Annotated in this window: 17 protein-coding genes and 6 pseudogenes; 6 read left to right on the top strand and 17 right to left on the bottom strand. The window is 37.7% G+C overall.

The window, feature by feature from the left end; translation table 11 throughout:
• The first annotated feature begins 22 nt into the window (after window positions 1-22).
• The 4 genes from parC to folA all read left to right on the top strand — a co-directional run bounded on the left by parC (window position 23) and on the right by folA (window position 5,393).
• Window positions 23-2,278 carry a DNA topoisomerase IV subunit A gene (parC, locus tag AYJ55_RS03080; RefSeq protein ID WP_063654191.1) on the top strand — a complete coding sequence of 752 codons (2,256 nt, stop codon included), beginning with the start codon at window positions 23-25 and terminating at the stop codon, window positions 2,276-2,278.
• Window positions 2,279-2,325: 47 nt separating this feature from the next.
• Complete coding sequence (locus AYJ55_RS03075) at window positions 2,326-3,060, top strand: 1-acylglycerol-3-phosphate O-acyltransferase (protein ID WP_063654189.1); 735 nt, start codon at window positions 2,326-2,328, stop codon at window positions 3,058-3,060.
• Between the two features lie 209 nt (window positions 3,061-3,269).
• Window positions 3,270-4,685, top strand: a complete 1,416-nt coding sequence (gene ftsP, locus AYJ55_RS03070) for a cell division protein FtsP (RefSeq protein ID WP_063654187.1) — start codon at window positions 3,270-3,272, stop codon at window positions 4,683-4,685.
• Between the two features lie 219 nt (window positions 4,686-4,904).
• Window positions 4,905-5,393 carry a type 3 dihydrofolate reductase gene (gene folA / locus AYJ55_RS03065; RefSeq protein ID WP_063654185.1) on the top strand — a complete coding sequence of 163 codons (489 nt, stop codon included), beginning with the start codon at window positions 4,905-4,907 and terminating at the stop codon, window positions 5,391-5,393.
• 277 nt (window positions 5,394-5,670) lie between these two features.
• Here the strand turns inward: folA and apaH are convergent.
• From apaH to lptD, 6 genes and pseudogenes are all read right to left on the bottom strand, one after another.
• Window positions 5,671-6,474: pseudogene (gene apaH / locus AYJ55_RS03060) on the bottom strand (bis(5'-nucleosyl)-tetraphosphatase (symmetrical) ApaH); the annotation flags it as partial.
• A gap of 2 nt (window positions 6,475-6,476) precedes the next feature.
• On the bottom strand, window positions 6,477-6,854 hold the full coding sequence (gene apaG, locus AYJ55_RS03055; protein ID WP_032114535.1) for a Co2+/Mg2+ efflux protein ApaG: 378 nt from the start codon (window positions 6,852-6,854) through the stop codon (window positions 6,477-6,479).
• A gap of 23 nt (window positions 6,855-6,877) precedes the next feature.
• Window positions 6,878-7,687: a 16S rRNA (adenine(1518)-N(6)/adenine(1519)-N(6))-dimethyltransferase RsmA gene (gene rsmA / locus AYJ55_RS03050; protein ID WP_063654181.1), complete on the bottom strand. Its 810-nt coding sequence runs from the start codon at window positions 7,685-7,687 to the stop codon at window positions 6,878-6,880.
• Window positions 7,680-8,699 carry a 4-hydroxythreonine-4-phosphate dehydrogenase PdxA gene (pdxA, locus tag AYJ55_RS03045; protein ID WP_063654179.1) on the bottom strand — a complete coding sequence of 340 codons (1,020 nt, stop codon included), beginning with the start codon at window positions 8,697-8,699 and terminating at the stop codon, window positions 7,680-7,682. Before pdxA ends, rsmA begins: the two co-directional genes overlap by 8 nt.
• Complete coding sequence (gene surA / locus AYJ55_RS03040) at window positions 8,680-9,981, bottom strand: peptidylprolyl isomerase SurA (RefSeq protein WP_063654178.1); 1,302 nt, start codon at window positions 9,979-9,981, stop codon at window positions 8,680-8,682. The genes pdxA and surA overlap by 20 nt, the downstream gene beginning before the upstream one ends.
• 83 nt (window positions 9,982-10,064) lie before the next feature.
• Window positions 10,065-12,407 (bottom strand): LPS assembly protein LptD, encoded by a 2,343-nt coding sequence (lptD, locus tag AYJ55_RS03035; RefSeq protein ID WP_063654631.1) that lies wholly within the window; start codon window positions 12,405-12,407, stop codon window positions 10,065-10,067.
• A gap of 173 nt (window positions 12,408-12,580) precedes the next feature.
• On the opposite strand from lptD, the gene djlA reads away from it, so the two are divergent.
• A complete protein-coding gene (djlA, locus tag AYJ55_RS03030) occupies window positions 12,581-13,399 on the top strand; it encodes a co-chaperone DjlA (protein ID WP_063654176.1) in 819 nt (272 codons plus the stop codon).
• 26 nt (window positions 13,400-13,425) lie between these two features.
• Here the strand turns inward: djlA and AYJ55_RS32555 are convergent.
• The 4 genes and pseudogenes from AYJ55_RS32555 to AYJ55_RS03020 form a co-directional block, all read right to left on the bottom strand.
• Window positions 13,426-13,572 (bottom strand): annotated as a pseudogene (locus AYJ55_RS32555) (IS982 family transposase); the annotation flags it as partial.
• 294 nt (window positions 13,573-13,866) lie between these two features.
• Entirely contained in the window at window positions 13,867-14,085 is a 219-nt protein-coding gene (locus AYJ55_RS34405) for a transposase family protein (protein WP_162505268.1), read from the bottom strand.
• A 29-nt stretch (window positions 14,086-14,114) separates the two neighbouring features.
• Window positions 14,115-14,603: an IS630 family transposase gene (locus AYJ55_RS03025; protein WP_063653499.1), complete on the bottom strand. Its 489-nt coding sequence runs from the start codon at window positions 14,601-14,603 to the stop codon at window positions 14,115-14,117.
• The gene (locus AYJ55_RS03020) at window positions 14,572-14,937 is read right to left on the bottom strand and encodes an IS630 transposase-related protein (protein ID WP_063653415.1); all 366 of its coding nucleotides are present in this window, start codon (window positions 14,935-14,937) and stop codon (window positions 14,572-14,574) included. Before AYJ55_RS03020 ends, AYJ55_RS03025 begins: the two co-directional genes overlap by 32 nt.
• Window positions 14,938-14,972: 35 nt before the next feature.
• Here AYJ55_RS03020 and AYJ55_RS27885 point away from each other — a divergent pair.
• A pseudogene (locus AYJ55_RS27885) lies at window positions 14,973-15,485 on the top strand (integrase core domain-containing protein); the annotation flags it as partial.
• 52 nt (window positions 15,486-15,537) lie between these two features.
• Here AYJ55_RS27885 and nqrM read toward each other — a convergent pair.
• The 7 genes and pseudogenes from nqrM to AYJ55_RS02990 form a co-directional block, all read right to left on the bottom strand.
• Entirely contained in the window at window positions 15,538-15,711 is a 174-nt protein-coding gene (gene nqrM, locus AYJ55_RS24730; protein WP_074167886.1) for a (Na+)-NQR maturation NqrM, read from the bottom strand.
• A gap of 10 nt (window positions 15,712-15,721) precedes the next feature.
• Window positions 15,722-16,753: an FAD:protein FMN transferase gene (locus AYJ55_RS03010; protein WP_063654175.1), complete on the bottom strand. Its 1,032-nt coding sequence runs from the start codon at window positions 16,751-16,753 to the stop codon at window positions 15,722-15,724.
• Window positions 16,754-16,824: 71 nt separating this feature from the next.
• Window positions 16,825-17,975: pseudogene (gene nqrF, locus AYJ55_RS03005) on the bottom strand (NADH:ubiquinone reductase (Na(+)-transporting) subunit F).
• Between the two features lie 192 nt (window positions 17,976-18,167).
• Window positions 18,168-18,858: pseudogene (locus AYJ55_RS03000) on the bottom strand (IS701 family transposase); the annotation flags it as partial.
• Window positions 18,859-18,927: 69 nt separating this feature from the next.
• A pseudogene (locus AYJ55_RS24725) lies at window positions 18,928-19,041 on the bottom strand (hypothetical protein); the annotation flags it as partial.
• 211 nt (window positions 19,042-19,252) lie between these two features.
• Window positions 19,253-19,741, bottom strand: a complete 489-nt coding sequence (locus AYJ55_RS02995; RefSeq protein ID WP_063653499.1) for an IS630 family transposase — start codon at window positions 19,739-19,741, stop codon at window positions 19,253-19,255.
• Window positions 19,710-20,075 carry an IS630 transposase-related protein gene (locus AYJ55_RS02990; protein WP_063653415.1) on the bottom strand — a complete coding sequence of 122 codons (366 nt, stop codon included), beginning with the start codon at window positions 20,073-20,075 and terminating at the stop codon, window positions 19,710-19,712. The genes AYJ55_RS02995 and AYJ55_RS02990 overlap by 32 nt, the downstream gene beginning before the upstream one ends.
• Window positions 20,076-20,147 lie beyond the last annotated feature (72 nt).

Genomic DNA, 20,147 nt, shown 5'->3' with positions numbered 1-20,147 from the left:
CAGAGACTAAGGAATCAAATGAATGAGTGAGATAACTCACGATGGTGTAGAGCAGCAACCACTTTATACCTTTACCGAAAATGCCTATCTCAATTATTCCATGTACGTCATCATGGACAGAGCATTGCCATTTATTGGTGATGGGTTAAAACCTGTTCAGCGACGAATTGTTTATGCCATGTCTGAACTTGGTTTGAGTAATGTCGCTAAGTATAAAAAATCAGCTCGTACAGTCGGTGATGTATTGGGAAAATATCATCCGCATGGTGATAGCGCTTGTTATGAAGCCATGGTGTTGATGGCACAACCATTTTCCTATCGTTATCCATTAGTTGATGGTCAGGGAAATTGGGGAGCCCCTGATGATCCTAAATCGTTTGCGGCTATGCGTTACACTGAGTCAAGATTGTCAAAATACGCTGAAACGCTACTCAGTGAATTAGGATTGGGAACGGTATCCTGGACACCTAACTTTGATGGAACATTAATGGAACCCAAAACACTACCGGCAAGATTACCCAATATTCTGCTAAATGGCACGACAGGAATTGCCGTTGGTATGGCGACCGATATTCCGCCGCATAATGCTCGTGAGGTAGCAAGCGCGTTAGTTGCTTTACTGGAAAATCCAAAAGCTGATCTTAAAATGTTGATGGGTTTTATTCCCGCTCCTGATTATCCAACAGAAGCAGAAATTATTTCATCAAAAGAAGATATTCAAAAAATTTACCAAACAGGCCGTGGTTCTATTCGGTTACGTGCTGTATGGGAAATGGATGATGGTAATGCCGTTATTACTGCACTACCTCATCAAGTTTCAGGTGCTAAGGTGTTGGAGCAGATTGCTTCACAAATGCGCGCCAAAAAATTACCGATGGTAGAAGATCTACGTGATGAATCAGATCATGAAAATCCAACACGTTTAGTGATTGTACCTAGAAGTAATCGGATTGATTTAGAACAAGTGATGACACATTTATTTGCCACGACCGATCTAGAAAAAAGTTATCGGGTCAATTTGAATATGATTGGCCTGGATAATCGTCCTGCAGTTAAAGGACTGGTAGAAATTTTAAATGAATGGTTATTATTTAGACGAGAAACCGTACGTAATCGCTTAAATCATCGTTTAGAAAAAGTATTAAAACGCTTACATATCCTTGACGGTTTATTAATAGCTTATCTTAATATAAATGAGGTTATCCATATTATCCGTAATGAAGATGAACCTAAAGCAGTATTAGTGTCTCGTTTTGCGCTTTCAGAAACTCAGGCTGAATCTATTCTGGAATTGAAATTGCGTCATTTGGCTAAACTAGAGGAATTTAAATTACGTGGTGAGCAAGATGAATTAGCTAAAGAGCGTGATCAACTGCAAGCTATTTTAGGCTCTGAGCGTCGTTTAAACACCTTGATCAAGAAAGAAATTGAAACGGATGCCCAGACTTATGGTGATGATCGTCGCTCACCACTTAAGGAGCGTATTGAAGCAAAAGCCATGAATGAACATGATATTTTGCCTTCTGAGCCGATTATTATTGTCCTTTCTGTTATGGGATGGGTGAGAAGCGCAAAAGGCCATGATATTGATCCGACTAATCTTAACTATAAAGCCGGAGATGGTTTCCGTAGCGCAGCAAGGGGCAAAACGAATCAACCGGTTGTTTTCCTTGATAGTACTGGACGTAGTTATTCCCTTGATCCGCTTGATCTTCCTTCTGCTCGCGGACAAGGAGAGCCGCTTACTGGTAAATTGGCATTACCACCTGGCGCAACGATTGAACATGTATTGACTGCTCCCGAAGAGCAAAAATATTTGTTAGCATCGGATGCAGGTTATGGTTTTATTTGTACTTTTAGCGATTTAGTGGCAAAAAATAAAGCAGGTAAAGCATTAATTACCTTACCTAATAATGCAAAGGTACTAGCGCCATTGGAAGTCAATAATGAACAGCAAGATTTATTATTGGCAATTACTAACGCAGGGAGAATGTTAATATTTCCTATTAGTGATCTCCCTCAGCTCTCTAAAGGTAAAGGCAATAAAATTATTAATATTGTAGCGGCTCAATCAGCCAGCAGAGAGGATTTGCTAGTTTGGTTAATGTGTTTGCAGCCTCAGTCTTCAATTACCCTCTATTTTGGCAAACGAAAACTGAAATTAAATCCAGAAGATTTGCAAAAATATCGTGCTGAACGAGGTCGTAAAGGTTCTTCATTACCTCGTGGATTACAAAGTATTGAGCGTATAGAAGTAACTCCTCCTAGTAATGGATAATTTCGATTTTTTAAGGTGTGTGAAGTCACTTATCACTTGAGGTAAATATGTTAGCTATTGTTCGTATTATTATTGTGATCCTATTTACGATATTGGTTTGCGTGTTCGGTTGTTTTTATTGCTTATTCAGTCCAAGAAATCCACGCCATGTTATGCGCTTTGGCCGACTGTTTGGCAAATTATCTTATGTTTTTGGTATTACCATTATTAATCGGGTGCCTTCTGAAGCGAAAGATTATGGTCCTAGTATTTATATCGGTAATCATCAAAATAACTATGATATGGTAACTATGTCAAATGTAGTACAGCCAAATACCGTTACTGTTGGAAAAAAAAGCTTAGTATTTATCCCTTTTTTCGGTCAATTATATTGGTTGGCCGGTAATATTTTCATTGATAGGGCTAATCGAACTAAAGCGCACAATACAATTTCACAGGTTGTTAAGCAGATTAAAAAAAGAAAAATTTCTGTTTGGATGTTTCCTGAGGGAACCCGTAGTCGTGGTCGAGGTTTACTGCCATTTAAAACCGGTGCATTTTATGCAGCAATTGCAGCTGGGGTTCCGATAGTACCAGTCTGTTTATCTGAAACAGAAGGGCGCATTAAACTGAATCGTTGGAATAATGGAGTAGTGATTGTCGAAATGCTACCGCCTATTGATACAACAAAGTATAATCGGGAAAACGTGCGTGAATTAGCAGAATATTGCCATGATTTATTCAAAGCTAAAATTGCAGAATTAAATAAAGAAGTGGCAGAAATAGAACAAAAAATGAAATAAAGTTTAAGTTCATTTTTCAAGCAAATTAGTTTCTAAATTATCATATTTAACAATATATTAATATTTGGCGTTGTATCAATCTATCGTCTTAATGGAATATAGTTATCAAACAATTGTGATAATACAATTACTAGCGGATAGTAAGATAAGGATCTTTCCTAGATGAACAATAAATGGCGCTAGCTTATTAATGATTTTGTGGAGAAGATATGTCACTAAGTCGGCGTCGATTTCTTAAGCTATCAAGTATAGCTATGAGTGTTTCTATGCTTCCTGCTGCGGTTAGAGCAGAAAAAAATGAAGGGTATCCATTATTACCAATCCCACCTTTATTAGAATCTCATTTTGGTCAACCGCTGTTTCTTACGTTGAAAAAATCTTATTGGTCTTTTGATGGTAGCCATCGCACTAATACTATTGGTTGCAATGGTTATTATTTGGGGCCAACCATTCGAGTAGAAAATGGTAGTGATTTAAAATTGGTATATAGCAATCGACTTTCTGAAGAAGTAGCTATGACAGTTAGTGGGTTGCAAGTTCTAGGAACTCAAATTGGTGGGGCGGCAAGATTAATGTCACCCAATGTTGATTGGTCGCCGGTACTGCCGATCCGTCAACCGGCTACGACCTGTTGGTATCATGCTAATACACCTGGCAAGATGGCAAAACAAATTCATGATGGCTTGGTTGGTATGTGGATTGTGTCAGATAAAACCAGTAAGAATTTAAATATTCCTAATCATTACGGTGTTGATGATTTTCCTATTATTATGCAAGATAAACGGCTAGATAGTTTTGGCGTACCTCACTATAAAACAACAGCTGAAGGTTTTTTAGGTGATACTTTATTAGTTAATGGTGTGCAGGAGCCGTATATTAAAGTTGCTCGCGGCTGGCTCCGCTTACGGTTGCTTAATGCATCAAGTTCAAGGCGTTATATATTGGAAATCAGTGATAAGCGGCCATTTTATTTGATAGGCAGTGATCAAGGGCTGCTACCTGCTCCAGTAAGTATCGAAAGATTACCTATGGCGCCTGGCGAGCGTCGAGAAGTGTTGATTGATATGTCCAAAACAGAGTTATTGACAATAACGGCTGGAAGAGCAGCAGGGGTTATGGATCGTATTAAAGGACTTTTCGAACCGTCAACTTTATTAAATTCAACCAAAGTTTTAACCATTTGTTCTTCAGGATTATTATCCTTAGTGACAGATAATTTACCAGAGACTCTGGTTAATGACACGAGCCAAATCACATCGACGATCCGTAATCGTGAAGTGATCCTTAGCAAACCTTTTGGCATTAATGGTATGATGCGGGATGTAAATCGTATTGACTTAATCACCCAGCAGGGAGCATGTGAACGCTGGACGGTAAAAGCGCATGAACCGCAAGCATTTCATATTGAAGGTGTTCGTTTCAGAGTTATTAATCATAATGGCATTGTACCAGGGCCGGAAGATTATGGCTGGAAAGATACAGTATGGATAAATGGATACAGTGAATTATTAGTTAATATGCTACAGCCGTCTTATGATCATTTTCCTTTTTTGTATTTTAGTCAAAATTTAGAGAAAGCGGATAAAGGCTCAGTTGCGCAGATGGTGATCAATCCATCAGCTTAATTTATTTCTATAATATAGAATATTTTTGTGGCTGATTATAAAAAAAGTAATTGTATTATTTTATGTTTTGTTATTTCGATTGTTATTTATTATTTAAAATTATCTATATAATAGTAATTAATAATTTGATCGTTTTTATAAAAATGTAGATTTATCGAAGAGTGATTGGATTTATTAAATGTAAAATCCAATTTTCTATTATGCCAATATGGTGACCTAATGAATATTAGTTTAATCGCAGCAATGGCGGCGGATCAGGTGATTGGTTTGGAAAATAATATGCCATGGGTGTTATCCGGTGATTTAGCCTGGTTTAAGCGTAATACGTTAAATAAGCCAGTTATAATGGGACGTATAACTTATGAATCTATAGGTAAACCTTTACCTCAACGTTTGAATATTATTCTTAGTCATACTCATTCGAGTGATGATAATGGCGTTATTTGGGTTAACTCAGTTGATGAGGCACTAGCTGCAGCAGGAGAAGTAGAAGAAATAATGATTATAGGCGGGGGAAAAATTTATGAATTATTCTTACCTCTGGCGAATCGTCTTTATTTAACGCATGTAGATGCGGAAGTGATTGGTGATACCTATTTTCCTGTTTATGAGCCTAATGAGTGGGACTTTGTATTTACTGAATACCATGAAGCAGATGATAAAAATTCTCATAATTATTGTTTTGAAATATTAGAACGCCGCTCATAAAGCTAAGTGAGATTCTTAATGGTAATAAAAAATCGAAGGCTAATACTTCGGTTTTTTATTATTAATTTGAATTAGGTTATGTTAAATATATAAATAAAAATTAAATTTGTATTATTAATTAAATAATTTAAGTCAAATATTTATAAATAAGGGTCTATTCAAATAGCTTTTATAGCCATTATTTGTCATATTAAAACAAAATTAATTAATTTATTACTTATATTCCATTATCTGTTGCATAGCAGAATAAGCATAGTATTAGTTATCTTTTGGTAATTGCAGGCTGGTGAAAATACTTTTTATCTTCCCAGCGTAATAAAGTCAGTTTTCCTCCCCAGCAACAACCGGTATCAAGCCCATAAATACCTTCAGGTGTTCCTTTCCCTTCAAGGGAAGCCCAATGACCAAAAATAATGGCATATTCTGGTGGTATTTTTCGCGGCAGATCAAACCAAGGCTTTAAAGAAGGAGGTGTGTTTTCAGGTTTATTTTTCCAGGTCATGTTTAACTGACCATCAGAAAAGCAATAACGCATACGTGTTAGGACGTTAGTACTAAAGCGTAAACGGGATAACCCTGTTAGATTGGGTGACCAGTTGTTCGGTATATCGCCATACATGGAGTCGATAAATAAAGGATAGGTATCACTACTAAGAATAGCCTCTACTTCTTTGGCACACATCTGTGCTGTTGCTAAATCCCATTGTGGTGTGATCCCAGCATGTGCCATGATGATTTTTTTCTTATTGTCAACTTGTAATAATGGTTGACGTCGTAACCAATTAACTAATTCATCAGCATCAGGCGCTGTCCGTAATTTTTTCAGTTTGTCTTTGGGTTTATTATGGCTAATATTGGCATGTACACCGATAAGGTGGAGATCATGATTACCTAGTACCATTCTAACGGATGAGCCTAATGTTTTAATGTAACGTAAAACTTTGAGTGAATCCGGGCCACGGGAGACGAGATCACCGGTGAGCCATAAAACATCCTTTTGTGGTTCAAATTTCACTAGTTTGAGAAGTGCTTTAAGTTCACGATAGCAACCGTGAATATCTCCTATAAGATAAGTAGCCATAATTAGTTTATAACTGTTGGGATAGCAAGACGAAAGACTGGGATATCAACATAAAAATTTTTACCATCATTATCTAACATCACATAATGGCCCTCCATGGTTCCCATTGGCGTTTCTATAATAGCGCCACTGGTATAACGAAATTCGGCACTTGGTTGAATGATAGGTTGCTCTCCTACGACGCCCTGTCCTTGTACTTCGGTACGTTTACCATCACTATTGGTAATTAACCAATAGCGACTTATTAGCTGTACCGGCGTGCGGCCAAGATTGCGAATAGAAACCGTATAGGCAAAAACAAATCTGGCTTCTTCCGGTAAAGATTGATTTTCAATATAGACACTTTGAACTTGTATACAGATGTTAGGTTCATTTAGCATAGTGCCCCCAAAGTTTATCACTATTAGCGAGTGGTTTTAGCCAATTTGCTGGCTAACTTGCAATAATTTTCTACTGAAATATTTTCAGCGCGACAATTTGGATCAATACCTAATTGCTCAAAATCTTGCACGCTAAATAAATCACTTAAACTATTACGAATAGTTTTACGTCGTTGATTAAATGCCTGTGTAGTAATACGACTTAATAATTTGACATCACAAATAGGGTAAGGGTTTCGTTGATGAGGAATTAAATGCACGACAGCTGAATCCACTTTTGGCGCAGGTGTAAAAGCCGACGGAGGTACTGCTAAGATAGGGATTATCTGACAATAATATTGCGCCATAACGCTAAGGCGACCATATGCTTTAGTATTTGGTCCTGCGACTAAGCGATTTACAACCTCTTTTTGTAGCATAAAATTCATGTCAGCAATAGCATTAGTATATGTAAAAAGATGGAACATTAGCGGAGTTGAAATATTGTAAGGAAGATTACCGAACACTCTAAGGGGTTGACCTTTTTCTTTCGCTATTGCGCCAAAATCAATCGTCATTGCATCGTTTGGTATAATTGTTAGTTTAGCACTCAGCGCAGGGTGTGCAGCTAAACGGGCGGCAAGATCACGATCTAACTCGATTACCGTCATATTCTCTATAAGTGCACTAATAGGTAATGTTAGGGCGCCTAAACCAGGACCAATTTCAACAATAGCTTGATCAGGCTTTGGGTTAAAAGCAGTAATCATATTGTCAATAATAAATGGGTCAGTTAAAAAATTTTGCCCAAAGCGCTTACGGGCAAAGTGCCCTTGATGGATTCGTTTATTCATTGTTATTTTGTATCATGCTAATAGCTAATTTTAAGGCGGTTATAAAACTGTTAACATCTGCTTGCCCACTTCCTGCTAGCTCGATCGCTGTACCATGGTCAACCGATGTACGAATAAAGGGTAAGCCTAAAGTAATGTTTACCGCGTGGCCAAAACCTTGATATTTTAGCACAGGCAGACCTTGATCGTGATACATAGTTAAAATCACATCAGCTCGGTTCAGATATTTGGGTTGGAATAGTGTATCCGCAGGGAAAGGACCATAAAGCTGCAAACCTTCATGACGCAATTTCTCGATAACTGGGATGATAGTATCGATTTCCTCATGTCCCATATGTCCGCCTTCGCCGGCATGAGGATTTAATCCACAGATATAAGTGGCGGGTGTTTTAATGCCAAATTTAGATTTTAATTCTTCATTTAAAATATAAATAACTTCTTGTAGGCTTTGAAAAGTAATTGCATCGGGAACCTGTTTGATAGGTAAATGGGTTGTTGCTAGCGCAACGCGCAATGTTTTTGTCGCTAACATCATGACGACTTTTTTTGTTTTACTTCTGTCAGCAAAAAATTCAGTATGCCCGGTAAAGGGAATACCTGCATCATTGATAATTCCTTTATGAACAGGGCCGGTAACTAATGCTGAAAATTCACCAGTCATACAGCCATCGCAGGCGCGGCTAAGTGTTTCTATTACATAAGTGCTATTTCGTTTATTAAGTTGGCCTGCTTTGACCGGTGCAGGTAATTTTATCGGTAACACGGTCAATGTTTTGGCAGCTTGGTTGTTATTCGAAGTTCCTGGCGAATAAATAGTTAATTCTAATTTTAAGCCGAGTTGATCCGCTCGGCTTATTAGTAAGTCTGGATCAGCACAAACAACTAATCTAACCGGCCAATTTTGTTGAGCGAGTTGGATCAAAAGATCAGGACCTACCCCGGCCGGTTCACCGGGAGTGAGAACGATAGTATTAGTTTTTTTTTCATAAAGATTACTGTGCATCGCTATCATTAAGAATTTTTACATAGGCAGATGCGCGTAGTTCTTGCATCCAAATTTGCGCTTCTTCGTTAAATTTACGATTAAATAATAGACGATAGGCATGATCTTTCTGGGCTACATCGGTTTTATCAACTTGGCGAGTATCTTCCAGCTGAATAAGATGCCAGCCAAAAGAGGACTGGATTGGTTGACTTGTTTCACCTTTATTTAAACGCATTAAATCATCACGAAATGCTGGATCATAAACATTGGGCATATTCCAGCCAAGTTCACCACCACGTAATGCAGAGCCAGGATCTTGTGAGTATTTTTTAGCTGCTTCGGCAAAGGTTATTTGACCCGTTTTAATTTGCTGTGCAATTTGTTGTATTTTTGCATATGCCTGTTCGCTATTCATAATAGGTGAGAGCTTAATAAGTATATGGCGAGCTTTCACTTCGGTAACCGAAATTGGCATATTGCCACTTTGTATATCATTAAGTTTTAAGATATGAAAGCCGACACTAGAACGTATAGGTCCAATGATATCACCTTTTTTAGCTTGCTGAATTCGTTGAGCAAAAACGGTTGGCAATTCTTCAACTTTACTCCAGCCCATTTGCCCGCCTTTTAAAGCATTAGGATCGACAGAGTAAGTAATGGCCAGCTTACCAAAATCAGCGCCTTGCTTTAATTGGGCGATAATTTTATTTACTGTAGCCATCGCTGATTGACTTTGTTCATTAGTTGGATTTTCTGGTAATGGGATCAAAATATGGCTTAAGTTAACATTAGCATCTTGGCCAGCTTGTGAATTAAGTTGGGCAGCCAGTGAGTCTACTTCTTGCGGCAGGACGGTTATCCGTCGACGAACCTCATTATTACGTACTTCTGCGATCATCATTTCTCTACGAACATCGCTGCGGTAACTTTGTAAATTGATACCATCCATTGACAATCGTTGCTGTAGTTGGCCAACCGTTAATCTATTTTGGGCTGCAATATTGGCGATAGTAGCATCTATTGCTTGATCAGGGATCTGGATCTGCATTTTTTCGGCTATTTGCATAATAATTTTGTCAATGATCAAGCGTTCTAATATTTGGTGACGTAATGCATTTTCATCGGGAATTTGTTGTCCTGCATTTCTGGCGTTTATTCTTACTATATCTAGCATATTATCTACGTCACTTTGTAGCACAACTCCATCATTAACAATAGCAGTCACTTTATCCAATGGTTGTGGCGCGGCCAGTGTGGTAGTGCTGACTGTGAACAACAAGCTAATAATCAGTTTTCTCCAATAATTCATAAAATTCTCATTTTGTTCGATTATATTAAGGTTTGATCCTATTTCAGGTTTCTTCTATTTGATAGATGAAAATATCAATTTTATTAGAAGGCTCGTTGATAAGGTAAAATACCACTAGCAAGCATATCTTGACTTCCCAAATTATGATTATTATTTAGGCCTCTTAGTTCCACATTGATTGACCAGCGATTATCATAGTCACTACTGAAGTTTTGTTGTTGCCAGCCGACGATTTTACGCTCATAGCCCATATTAATTGACCAGCAGCACGTACTATATTGTAAACCGATTAATCGACTGGCGGGTTGGTTTTCTTTTAGATCATGATAGTATGAGCCAACAAAGCCCCAGCGATCACCTAAAGGCCAACTCACTACCAACCCCATTTGAGAAATTCCTTTTTGAAAGGCTGGTGCGGCGTCTTTGAGAGTTGCTTGAATATAATCGCGATCGACAAAGCGGTAATTTAGCTGAATTAAACGATCTGAATCCAGGCGATATTCGGTCACAACATTCCTCATCGTAATATCACCCAGCCGTCTATCATACTGGAGCCCACCGCGTAGTCCCCAGTTATCCGTTAAACGTAAATAAGCATCACCGGCCCATAGTAATGAACCGGTATTACTTTTATCTTCAATCGGTAAATCGGAATCTTCAGTTCTGGGCCGCTCAAAATAGTATATTTGTCCGACAGAAAAATTAAAACGTTCAGTTAATTCTTCATCATAAATACGTGTAGTGATACCGGTCGTCAATTGGTTAGCTGAAGTGATACGATCTAGGCCGCTATAAATGCGGTTACGAAATAAACCGTTATAGTCAGCCTGTAGTAAGGAGGAATCATAATTATTAATATCACTTTGGTCGCGATAAGGCACATAAAGATATTGCACCCGGGGTTCTAACGTTTGCACATAATTGCTATTTGTCAGCAGGTCACGTTCGAAAACCAGTTTCGCATCAGAAGTTACTGACGGTAAGACGCGAGTAACATGTTTTTTTAACGTGCCATTAGCCAGCTTGTCAGGGATATCCTGATCATAATAAGTTGCCATTACCCTTACAGTATTGTTAATACTGGCCCAATCATTTGCTAATGGCAGGTTCAATTCTGGCTCGATATGTAACCGAGTGGCATCAGGATTATTGGCCCCAACACTGGTAATACGCGCTGCTTGGGCATACGTTTTCAGATCAAATGGCCCTAGATCATATTTATAAAAATTTAGGTCTAATTGCGGTTCAGTTTTGTAAACTTTACTATTCGGTGAATCGACAAAAACCTGAAACTGTTTATGAGTTAAGGTTGCATTCCAGTTAGGTTGTGCATAACCGACATTTAATTTCTGAGTAACATAGCCGTCAGTACTATTACCGTATTTAGAGGTAAAATCAGTGAAATATTTTGGATCACTGACTTTGGTATAATCGATATTAAAACGCCATACTTGATTGAGTACGCCCGAATGACCCCAATATAGAAGCCAGCGATCATCAATATCACGAGCGGGATACTTGCCACTATTTTTATCTTTAATATAACTGCGGTCGTGTTTTAGCCAATCAACGGCAACGGTACCGGCTCCAGCAATCGTCAGATAACGAAACTCGTTATTCAGTTTTACGCCACGAAAGGTCATAAATTGTGGTGTAATGGTTGCATCGTAGTTAGGCGCGATATTCCAGTAAAAGGGTAGCGCGAAGTCTAAGCCTGAACCTTTAGAATAACTACCATTCGGTAGTAGAAAACCGGATCGACGTTTATTGCCAATCGGTAATTGTAAATAAGGGCTATAAAAAACAGGCACATTAGCAATGCGAAAACGTGCATTCCATATTTCGGCAACTTGTTCTTGGCGATCTAAAATAACTTCTGAGCCAACAACGCTCCAGCTATCATTACCTGGAAGGCAGGCAGTAAACATGCCTTTTTCTAAAATGGTGTAGCGATTTTCACCGCGCAATTTCATTTTATTTGCGTAGCCGCGACCCTGACGCCCGACCATCAAATAGTCACCTTTTTCGACATCGGTATCTTTATTACTAAGATTTGACCATGCCTTTGGCCCTTTTAGGATGATTTGTGGATCATCATAATGTACATTTCCTGTTGCTACTACCGTACGCAATGGGTTTTTACTTGTTGTCTCCGTTTGGGTCAATTTAACTTCATCGGCGGTGAGAGTCTGGTTACCTTGTTGAATATCTACATTACCTTTATACTCGATGAAATGGGGATATTCACCAGCCACATCTTCTGCGGTGATATGGATGGGTAGATCATTGGGATTACCTTTCACGATGGGTTTAGTATATACCGGTACCCCTAGCATGCATTGTTCTGTTAGATCAGTATGGGCCTGTTGGCTATGAACAGCTATCCAAATCATGGTAGCAAGTAGTGTCGGGTGACTTTTTTTCATCATTCTGTATGTAGTTCCTTCATCGATATTATCGTGTAGGCAAAAGTTCAACAATTAACGTACTTAACGGCTCTTGTCTGTATAAAACCATCAACTATATATTCAGGTTATTAGGCACAGAGTAGTATGATAATGCAAAATTATACTCAGGGCATTGGGGAATTGAGAAGTTTATGCGGTATTGGGGAAAAATTATTGGTGTTATGTTGGGGATCATGTCTGGCACTTATATTTGGGGTGTTATCATCGGTTTCATTATCGGTCATGCATATGATAAAGCATCAGAACAGCAAAATTTAGAGAAAACAGGCGCTAAACAGAGCCATCAGGCACTTTTTTTCGTCAGCACATTTCAGATTTTAGGCCATTTAACGAAAGCAAAAGGCCGAGTCACTGAAGTTGATATTCAACTAGCAACAAACCTGATGGACAGAATGCAGTTGCATGGTGATGCCAGAATTTCAGCACAAAATGCATTTAGAGAAGGTAAGGAACAAAATTTTCCTCTAAGACAAACGCTGAAAAAATTACGCCGCGCTTGTTTCGGTCGATTTGACCTTATCCAGATGTTTCTGGAAATTCAAATACAAGCTGCTTTTGCCGATGGCGCTTTACATCCAAATGAGCGAAAAGTACTGTTTATTATTGCTGAAGAGTTAGGCATTTCACATAATCAGTTTGAACAATTCTTACATATGATGGAAGGCGGTCGACGATTTGAGCATAGTAGTAACTATTCTTATGGTTCCAATCGCTATCGACATACTGCTCAAGGACCAACATTAGCGGATGCTTGTAAGGTATTAGGTGTGCAACCTGATGATGAACAAACCAAAATTAAACGTGCTTATCGTAAATTAATGGCTGAACATCATCCAGATAAATTGGTTGCTAAAGGATTACCACCAGAAATGATAGAAATTGCCAAACAAAAAGCACAATCCATTCAATTAGCTTATGATTTAATTAAAAAAGAGCGTCACCTTAAATAACATGAGTTCGGGATAAGCATTATCAATTATGCTTGAAGATATGTTCCTGCCACAGGTATCTTTGGTTTAGATGGAATTAAACAATATGCAACCAGGCCGGCTAATAAATTTACTACAAAGTTAGCAGGAGAGAGGTGCTGCGTATGCTCTATCTGACAAAGATTTTTTAACTCCACGAGTTTCGCACAGGCATATAAAATTCCAGAAATGGCTTAAAAGCAATGGTTAATTTGCAAGTTACTAAAACGTATAAATTTGTTTAAATTATAATAATTTGCTTTTAATTTATAAGATTTTGTCTATTTATATATTATGCTGAATTAAACTTAAAAATAGAGCGTTTTTTTATTGGTGCGAAACTCGTGAACTCATCAAATACCGTTTCAATGACAGAACGATGACGCAAGATGACTTTAAGCGTGTTGCTTAATAGTGAAATAAGGGTATTTCGGTGATTGAAGTAAATTTTAGGCTGTTCTGAGATGGAAATTCCAAAGACCGGCACTAAGGAGTAAAAAGGTATCATCAATAAAGGGTCTACGATTCCGTAAAATTTGGGTCATACAACCGAGGCGCTTGATACCCGCGATGGCGTGTTCAACCGTAATACGGATGCCCGAGATTATTTTATTTTCTTGTTTTTGTTCAGGCGATAAAGGTCTTTTTCGAGTTCCTTTTTTTGGGATTTGTGTATAGCTAGGCGACTTAATTTTGATTACAGCATATGTATTAAAAACAGGTCATCGATAGTGCATCCTGTTTCCATCTTTTTACGTTTAGCTTGAGACCATTTATGTTCTATAGGATTTAAATCTGGTGAATACACAGGCAAATATTCTATCTGGTGTCCTGCGTTTATAATTGCCTGTTCAATATTCTTACCTTTGTGAAAGCTAGCGTTGTCCATAAAAATAACAGAATTTTCAGGAAGTTCTGGGAGCAATATTTTTGTGATCCAAACATAAAAAACATCACGATTAATATTGCAATCAAATAATCCGATAGCAAACAGGGTTGTTCCCAATAAAGCGCCAATAACATTTGTTCTTCCCTTAGCACCCCAGTTTTTCAGGCCAAAACAACGGTGACCTTTTGGGGAATAGCCGTGAGTTCGTGGAGTGTCATGTGAAAAACCACTTTCATCAATAAAAACAACAGATTTATCTTTTTTTTCATACTGTTGTCTTTTTTGCTGATGTGCCAGCCTGTCGCTTTCGTTGGTTTTTGGATGGAATAGAGTTTTTTTTATAGGTTAATCCCAGCTTTTTAAGGGATTGCCAAATAGTCTTTTTACAAACACCGAATCGCTCTGCCCGTTCCTTTTGGTAAGCATCTGGATACTGTTCCACATCTTTTGCTAAAGCATTTTTATCGAGCTTCCTCTTACGTGGCGTTGAATTTTTTGGCTCTGGTCGTTTAAGCCAACGTACTAAAGACGCTTTTCCAATACGGAATTGTTTCGCAGTTTCTCGAATTGTTAAACCTTCGGCTTTCCTTACAGATATTACTTTACGTCGAAAATCAATTGTATAACTCATAACACACCTTGTAATCAAAATTAAGTCGCCTAGCTATAAAAGGCGTTGGTCGTGTTTATCAACAAACTTACATTGATACTTACAGTAAAGTCGCTCATGTAAGCTTTACACAACAAAAAGCGCGATAACGGCGGCAGATTTATTAAATGACAAGGTTCTCCCTTTTTATTCCCAGCATGGGTTACCGGTGTTACGTATACTGACGGACAGAGGCAGTGAGTATTGTGGTAAAGTTGAACATCACGATTATCAACTTTATCTCGCTATCAATGATATTGATCATACAAAAACTAAAGCTCGTTCACCTCAAACTAATGGGATTTGTGAACGCTTTCATAAAACTGTATGACAAGAGTTCTATCAGGTGGCTTTTCGTAAGAAAATCTATAGGGCTTTAGATGAATTACAAGCTGATTTAGATAAATGGTTAGCGGAATATAATAACCAACGCACTCATCAAGGAAAAATGTGTTGCGGTCGAACTCCTATGGCAACTTTAACACGATGGAAAACAACTTTGGAGAGAGAAAGATTTAAATCAAATTTAACCTGACAGGTACTGTATAAATAACCGGTAACCGTCAGATTAAGTCTGAACTACTACATCTTGCGAAGCTCACATGGCTGCGGGCAATCACAAACTTTTTCAATGCCAATATTACTTAATCCACCACAACTTCCTTGAAGTTCCTTGCGTTTAATAATATACCCAAGTGACATAGCAATAAAAACAAGCAGAAAGAAAACCAAAGTAGCGATAAATATTTTTAACATAATGACTCCGCTACATTTTTTTTACTAAATAAGGTTTAAATGCCGAACTATAACGTTCTTCGAAACCTTTATTAGTCGTAACGACCATGAAAACCGGTAAATTTAAACGTTCAGCTAACTCCATTCCTTTTTCAGCCCCCAACACATTTAGGCCAGTAGATAAACCATCTGCCATCATGCAAGTCGGGGCGATAACAGTAATAGAAATCAAATTATGAATAATCGGTCTACCGGTCTTCGGATCAATAGTATGTGAATAATAAACTCCATCTTGTTCAAAATAATTACGATAGTCACCAGAGGTAGCAACTGACATATTTCCAGGCTCAATAATTTCTTGTACCGACTGTTCTAGCCCTTTATCCGAAGGTTTTTCAATCGCAATACGCCACGCTACACCTTTACCATTATGGCCTTTTGTCCGGACTTCACCACCAATATCGACCATATAATTATCAATATTTTGTGACTCTAAATATTCTGCTATAACATCAACGCCGTAACCCTTAGCGATAGCTGAGAGATCTATATAGAGCTGAGGTATTTTTTTTATCAGGCTATTACCACTAATCGCAAGTTTATCAATACCAATCCATTGCCGGCGCAACTGCAGCGTCTCTTCCAGTGGTGCTTTGGTTATCCTTCCTTCAGGGCCAAATCCCCATAAATTAACTAATGGTCCGATAGTAATATCGAGCGCACCATTGGTTAATTTATTAATATGAATCGCTTCTTTAATCACTGTCATCATGCCTAACGAAACAGGAAATGGCGTATTTACATGTTGAAATTGATTAAATTGGCTTAATTCAGATTTAAGGCGGTAAGTTGACATTTGATTGTTAACTTCTTCTAAACGGCTGTCAATATCGTCACGCAATGTTTCCCAAAAAGGATGAGATGATTCACTGACATACTTAACAACATAGTAAGTTCCCATCGTTTGCCCTTGAATACTCTTTTGCTCTGTCTCAAAACAACCACAAAGCATGAAAATAGTAGATAAGGTAATAATCCAATTGAATAATTTATTTTTTAGCATAAAATTTTTTTAAGTATATTAAGTCCATATTAACTCAATGATTATACAAAAAGTTAAAATACCGGAAACAATCAACCACCAAAATCATCTAATAAAATATTTTCATCTTCAACACCTAAATCTTTAAGCATCTTAATAACTGCGGCGTTCATCTCAGGAGGACCACACATATAAAACTCACAATCCTCTGGCGCTGGATGATCTTTCAAATAGTTTTCATATAAAACGTTATGAATAAAGCAAGTATACCCTTGCCAGAGTTATCTTCAGGTATTCCATCTGATAGCGCAACATGCCAGGTAAAATTTTCATTATCAGCAGCTAATTGATCAAAATCTTCAACATAAAATAATTCACGTTTTGAACGAGTCCCATACCAAAAACTGATTTTTCGTTTAGATTTTAAACGCTTTAATTGATCAAAAATATGTGACCGCATTGGTGCCATACCCGCACCACCACCAATAAAAATCATTTCCGCATTTGGTTTCTTTAGCAAAAAATTCACCAAATGACCCAGAAATAGTAACTTTGTTGCCTGGTTTTAATGACCAAATATATGAAGACATAATACCTGGAGGTAAATCTGCAGCTTTCGGCGGAGGTGTTGCTATCCTGACATTTAACATGATAATCCCATGCTCTTCTGGATAATTTACCATCGAATAAGCTCTTACTGTCTGCTGTTTTACTTCAGAAACATAACGAAATAAATTGAATTTATCCCAATCTTCACGATATTCATCAGGTACATCAAAATCAGCATAAGAAACTTTATGTGGAGGACATTCGATCTGAATAAAGCCACCCGCCCGAAATGGGACAACTTCTCCTGCTGGAATCTTCAATTTTAATTCTTTAATGAAAGTTGCTTTATTCTCATTCGAAATAACTTCACATTCCCATTTTTTACACCAAAAATTTCCTCAGGTAATTCGATTTACAGATCCTGTTTTACATTAACTTGGCAAGCCAAACGACATCCAGCTCTAGCTTCACGCTTATTAATATAGGCGAGTTCAGTAGGCAGGATATCACTGCCACCATGCTTGAGTGTCACCCGACATTGGCCACAAGAACCACCCACCTCCACCACAGGCAGATGAAACAAAAATTCCCTGATTGGACAACTATTTAATAGCTTGTCACCTGCTGGCGCAGCAAAACTCTTTTCAGGGTCACCATTAACTTCAATTTTTACATCCCCTGTGTTTACTAACATACATGAGTTTCGCACCAATAAAAAACGCTCTATTTTTAAGTTTAATTCAGCATAATATATAAATAGACAAAATCTTATAAATTAAAAGCAACTTATTGTAATTTAAACAAATTTATACGTTTTAGTAACTTGCAAATTAACCATTGCTTTTAAGCCATTTCTGGAATTTTATATGCCTATGCGAAACTCGTGTATGTAATCAATACGGCCGTTTTTGGCTGTAAATTTGAAAACAGTCACCCAACCGTAGCCTCGTAAGTGTATTGGAGTTCCTTCTTCTGAGATGTCTAACTTGTTCAGTTGTTTGTTATGGTTAACAATCCTGTTTTTCCTCAGCGTGGTTACCCAGACCCAACCATGAGAGCGAATTAATTTCAGATTATCCAGGCTAGAATACCAGGTATCCATCACTACCGCTTCTGGTATGATCCCTCTTTTTTTAGCAAGAGCGAGCATTTCGGAAAAGTGCGTGTTTTTTGTTTTTCCATCAGAATCTTTATCATAAATACGATAATCAATAGGAATTGATTCAACAGTTGTTAGATTATGCCAAAGTAAATTAACTAAACCTATGATGCCAGCAATGACATCATGTTCATTACCTGAATATTGATAATGGACCATCTCTATTTTTTTACTACGTGTTTTGGCAATCAATGTATCATCGGCAATTAGTACGCAAGGGCTTTTTTTGTCTATAGAAGGTTGAACTAATCGCCATAAGTCTTTAGGCCGAAAACATCTGCTTTTTAGCCATCGGCTAACAGTGTCATGAGATAAAGGCGATGGGCTTACTTCTGATAACGCCAAACCAGAGTATCTTAACACTGCTTACTTGTAAGAATGTTTTATAGATATTTTTAATGCATGGATAACCGGACAAAATATGAACACCCTAATTTTTTCTTGTTTTGAACTTTATACTTCTTTTTTGGAGATTGCGAAACTCGTGCCCTATATACTCTTCACCCAATACTGCTACATGATGAATAACAGGGCCATCCTCTACTACTTGAGCGGGCACTCCTGCAATCGGGAGGTCGAGCCCTTTTTTAATTTTTATCATAAGAATTGCACAAGTTTATCAATTAAACCCTAAGCTAACGATTTCAAATGAAATCAGATAGCAACCAATAATTAAAAGGCTGTTGAATAATTGAAACAAGCCAGCTAATGAATATCCACTAATTAATTACAATTTACCTATTATTTTAACGCAGATGATTTTATCAGTTCCCTCGCTTTCTGTCTGATATAGCTAGGCGACTTAATTTTGATTACAGCATATGTATTAAAAACAGGTCATCGATAGTGCATCCTGTTTCCATCTTTTTACGTTTAGCTTGAGACCATTTATGTTCTATAGGATTTAAATCTGGTGAATACACAGGCAAATATTCTATCTGGTGTCCTGCGTTTATAATTGCCTGTTCAATATTCTTACCTTTGTGAAAGCTAGCGTTGTCCATAAAAATAACAGAATTTTCAGGAAGTTCTGGGAGCAATATTTTTGTGATCCAAACATAAAAAACATCACGATTAATATTGCAATCAAATAATCCGATAGCAAAAAGGGTTGTTCCCAATAAAGCGCCAATAACATTTGTTCTTCCCTTAGCACCCCAGTTTTTCAGGCCAAAACAACGGTGACCTTTTGGGGAATAGCCGTGAGTTCGTGGAGTGTCATGTGAAAAACCACTTTCATCAATAAAAACAACAGATTTATCTTTTTTTTCATACTGTTGTCTTTTTTGCTGATGTGCCAGCCTGTCGCTTTCGTTGGTTTTTGGATGGAATAGAGTTTTTTTTATAGGTTAATCCCAGCTTTTTAAGGGATTGCCAAATAGTCTTTTTACAAACACCGAATCGCTCTGCCCGTTCCTTTTGGTAAGCATCTGGATACTGTTCCACATCTTTTGCTAAAGCATTTTTATCGAGCTTCCTCTTACGTGGCGTTGAATTTTTTGGCTCTGGTCGTTTAAGCCAACGTACTAAAGACGCTTTTCCAATACGGAATTGTTTCGCAGTTTCTCGAATTGTTAAACCTTCGGCTTTCCTTACAGATATTACTTTACGTCGAAAATCAATTGTATAACTCATAACACACCTTGTAATCAAAATTAAGTCGCCTAGCTATAGAGCAAGTGATTTAGTTCAAGCAAATAAGAATAA

This window comes from Candidatus Arsenophonus triatominarum (assembly GCF_001640365.1).
Classification (GTDB): domain Bacteria; phylum Pseudomonadota; class Gammaproteobacteria; order Enterobacterales; family Enterobacteriaceae; genus Arsenophonus; species Arsenophonus triatominarum.
The sequence above is the reverse complement of the archived record's forward strand: the minus strand, read 5'-3'. Positions and strand labels throughout refer to the sequence as shown.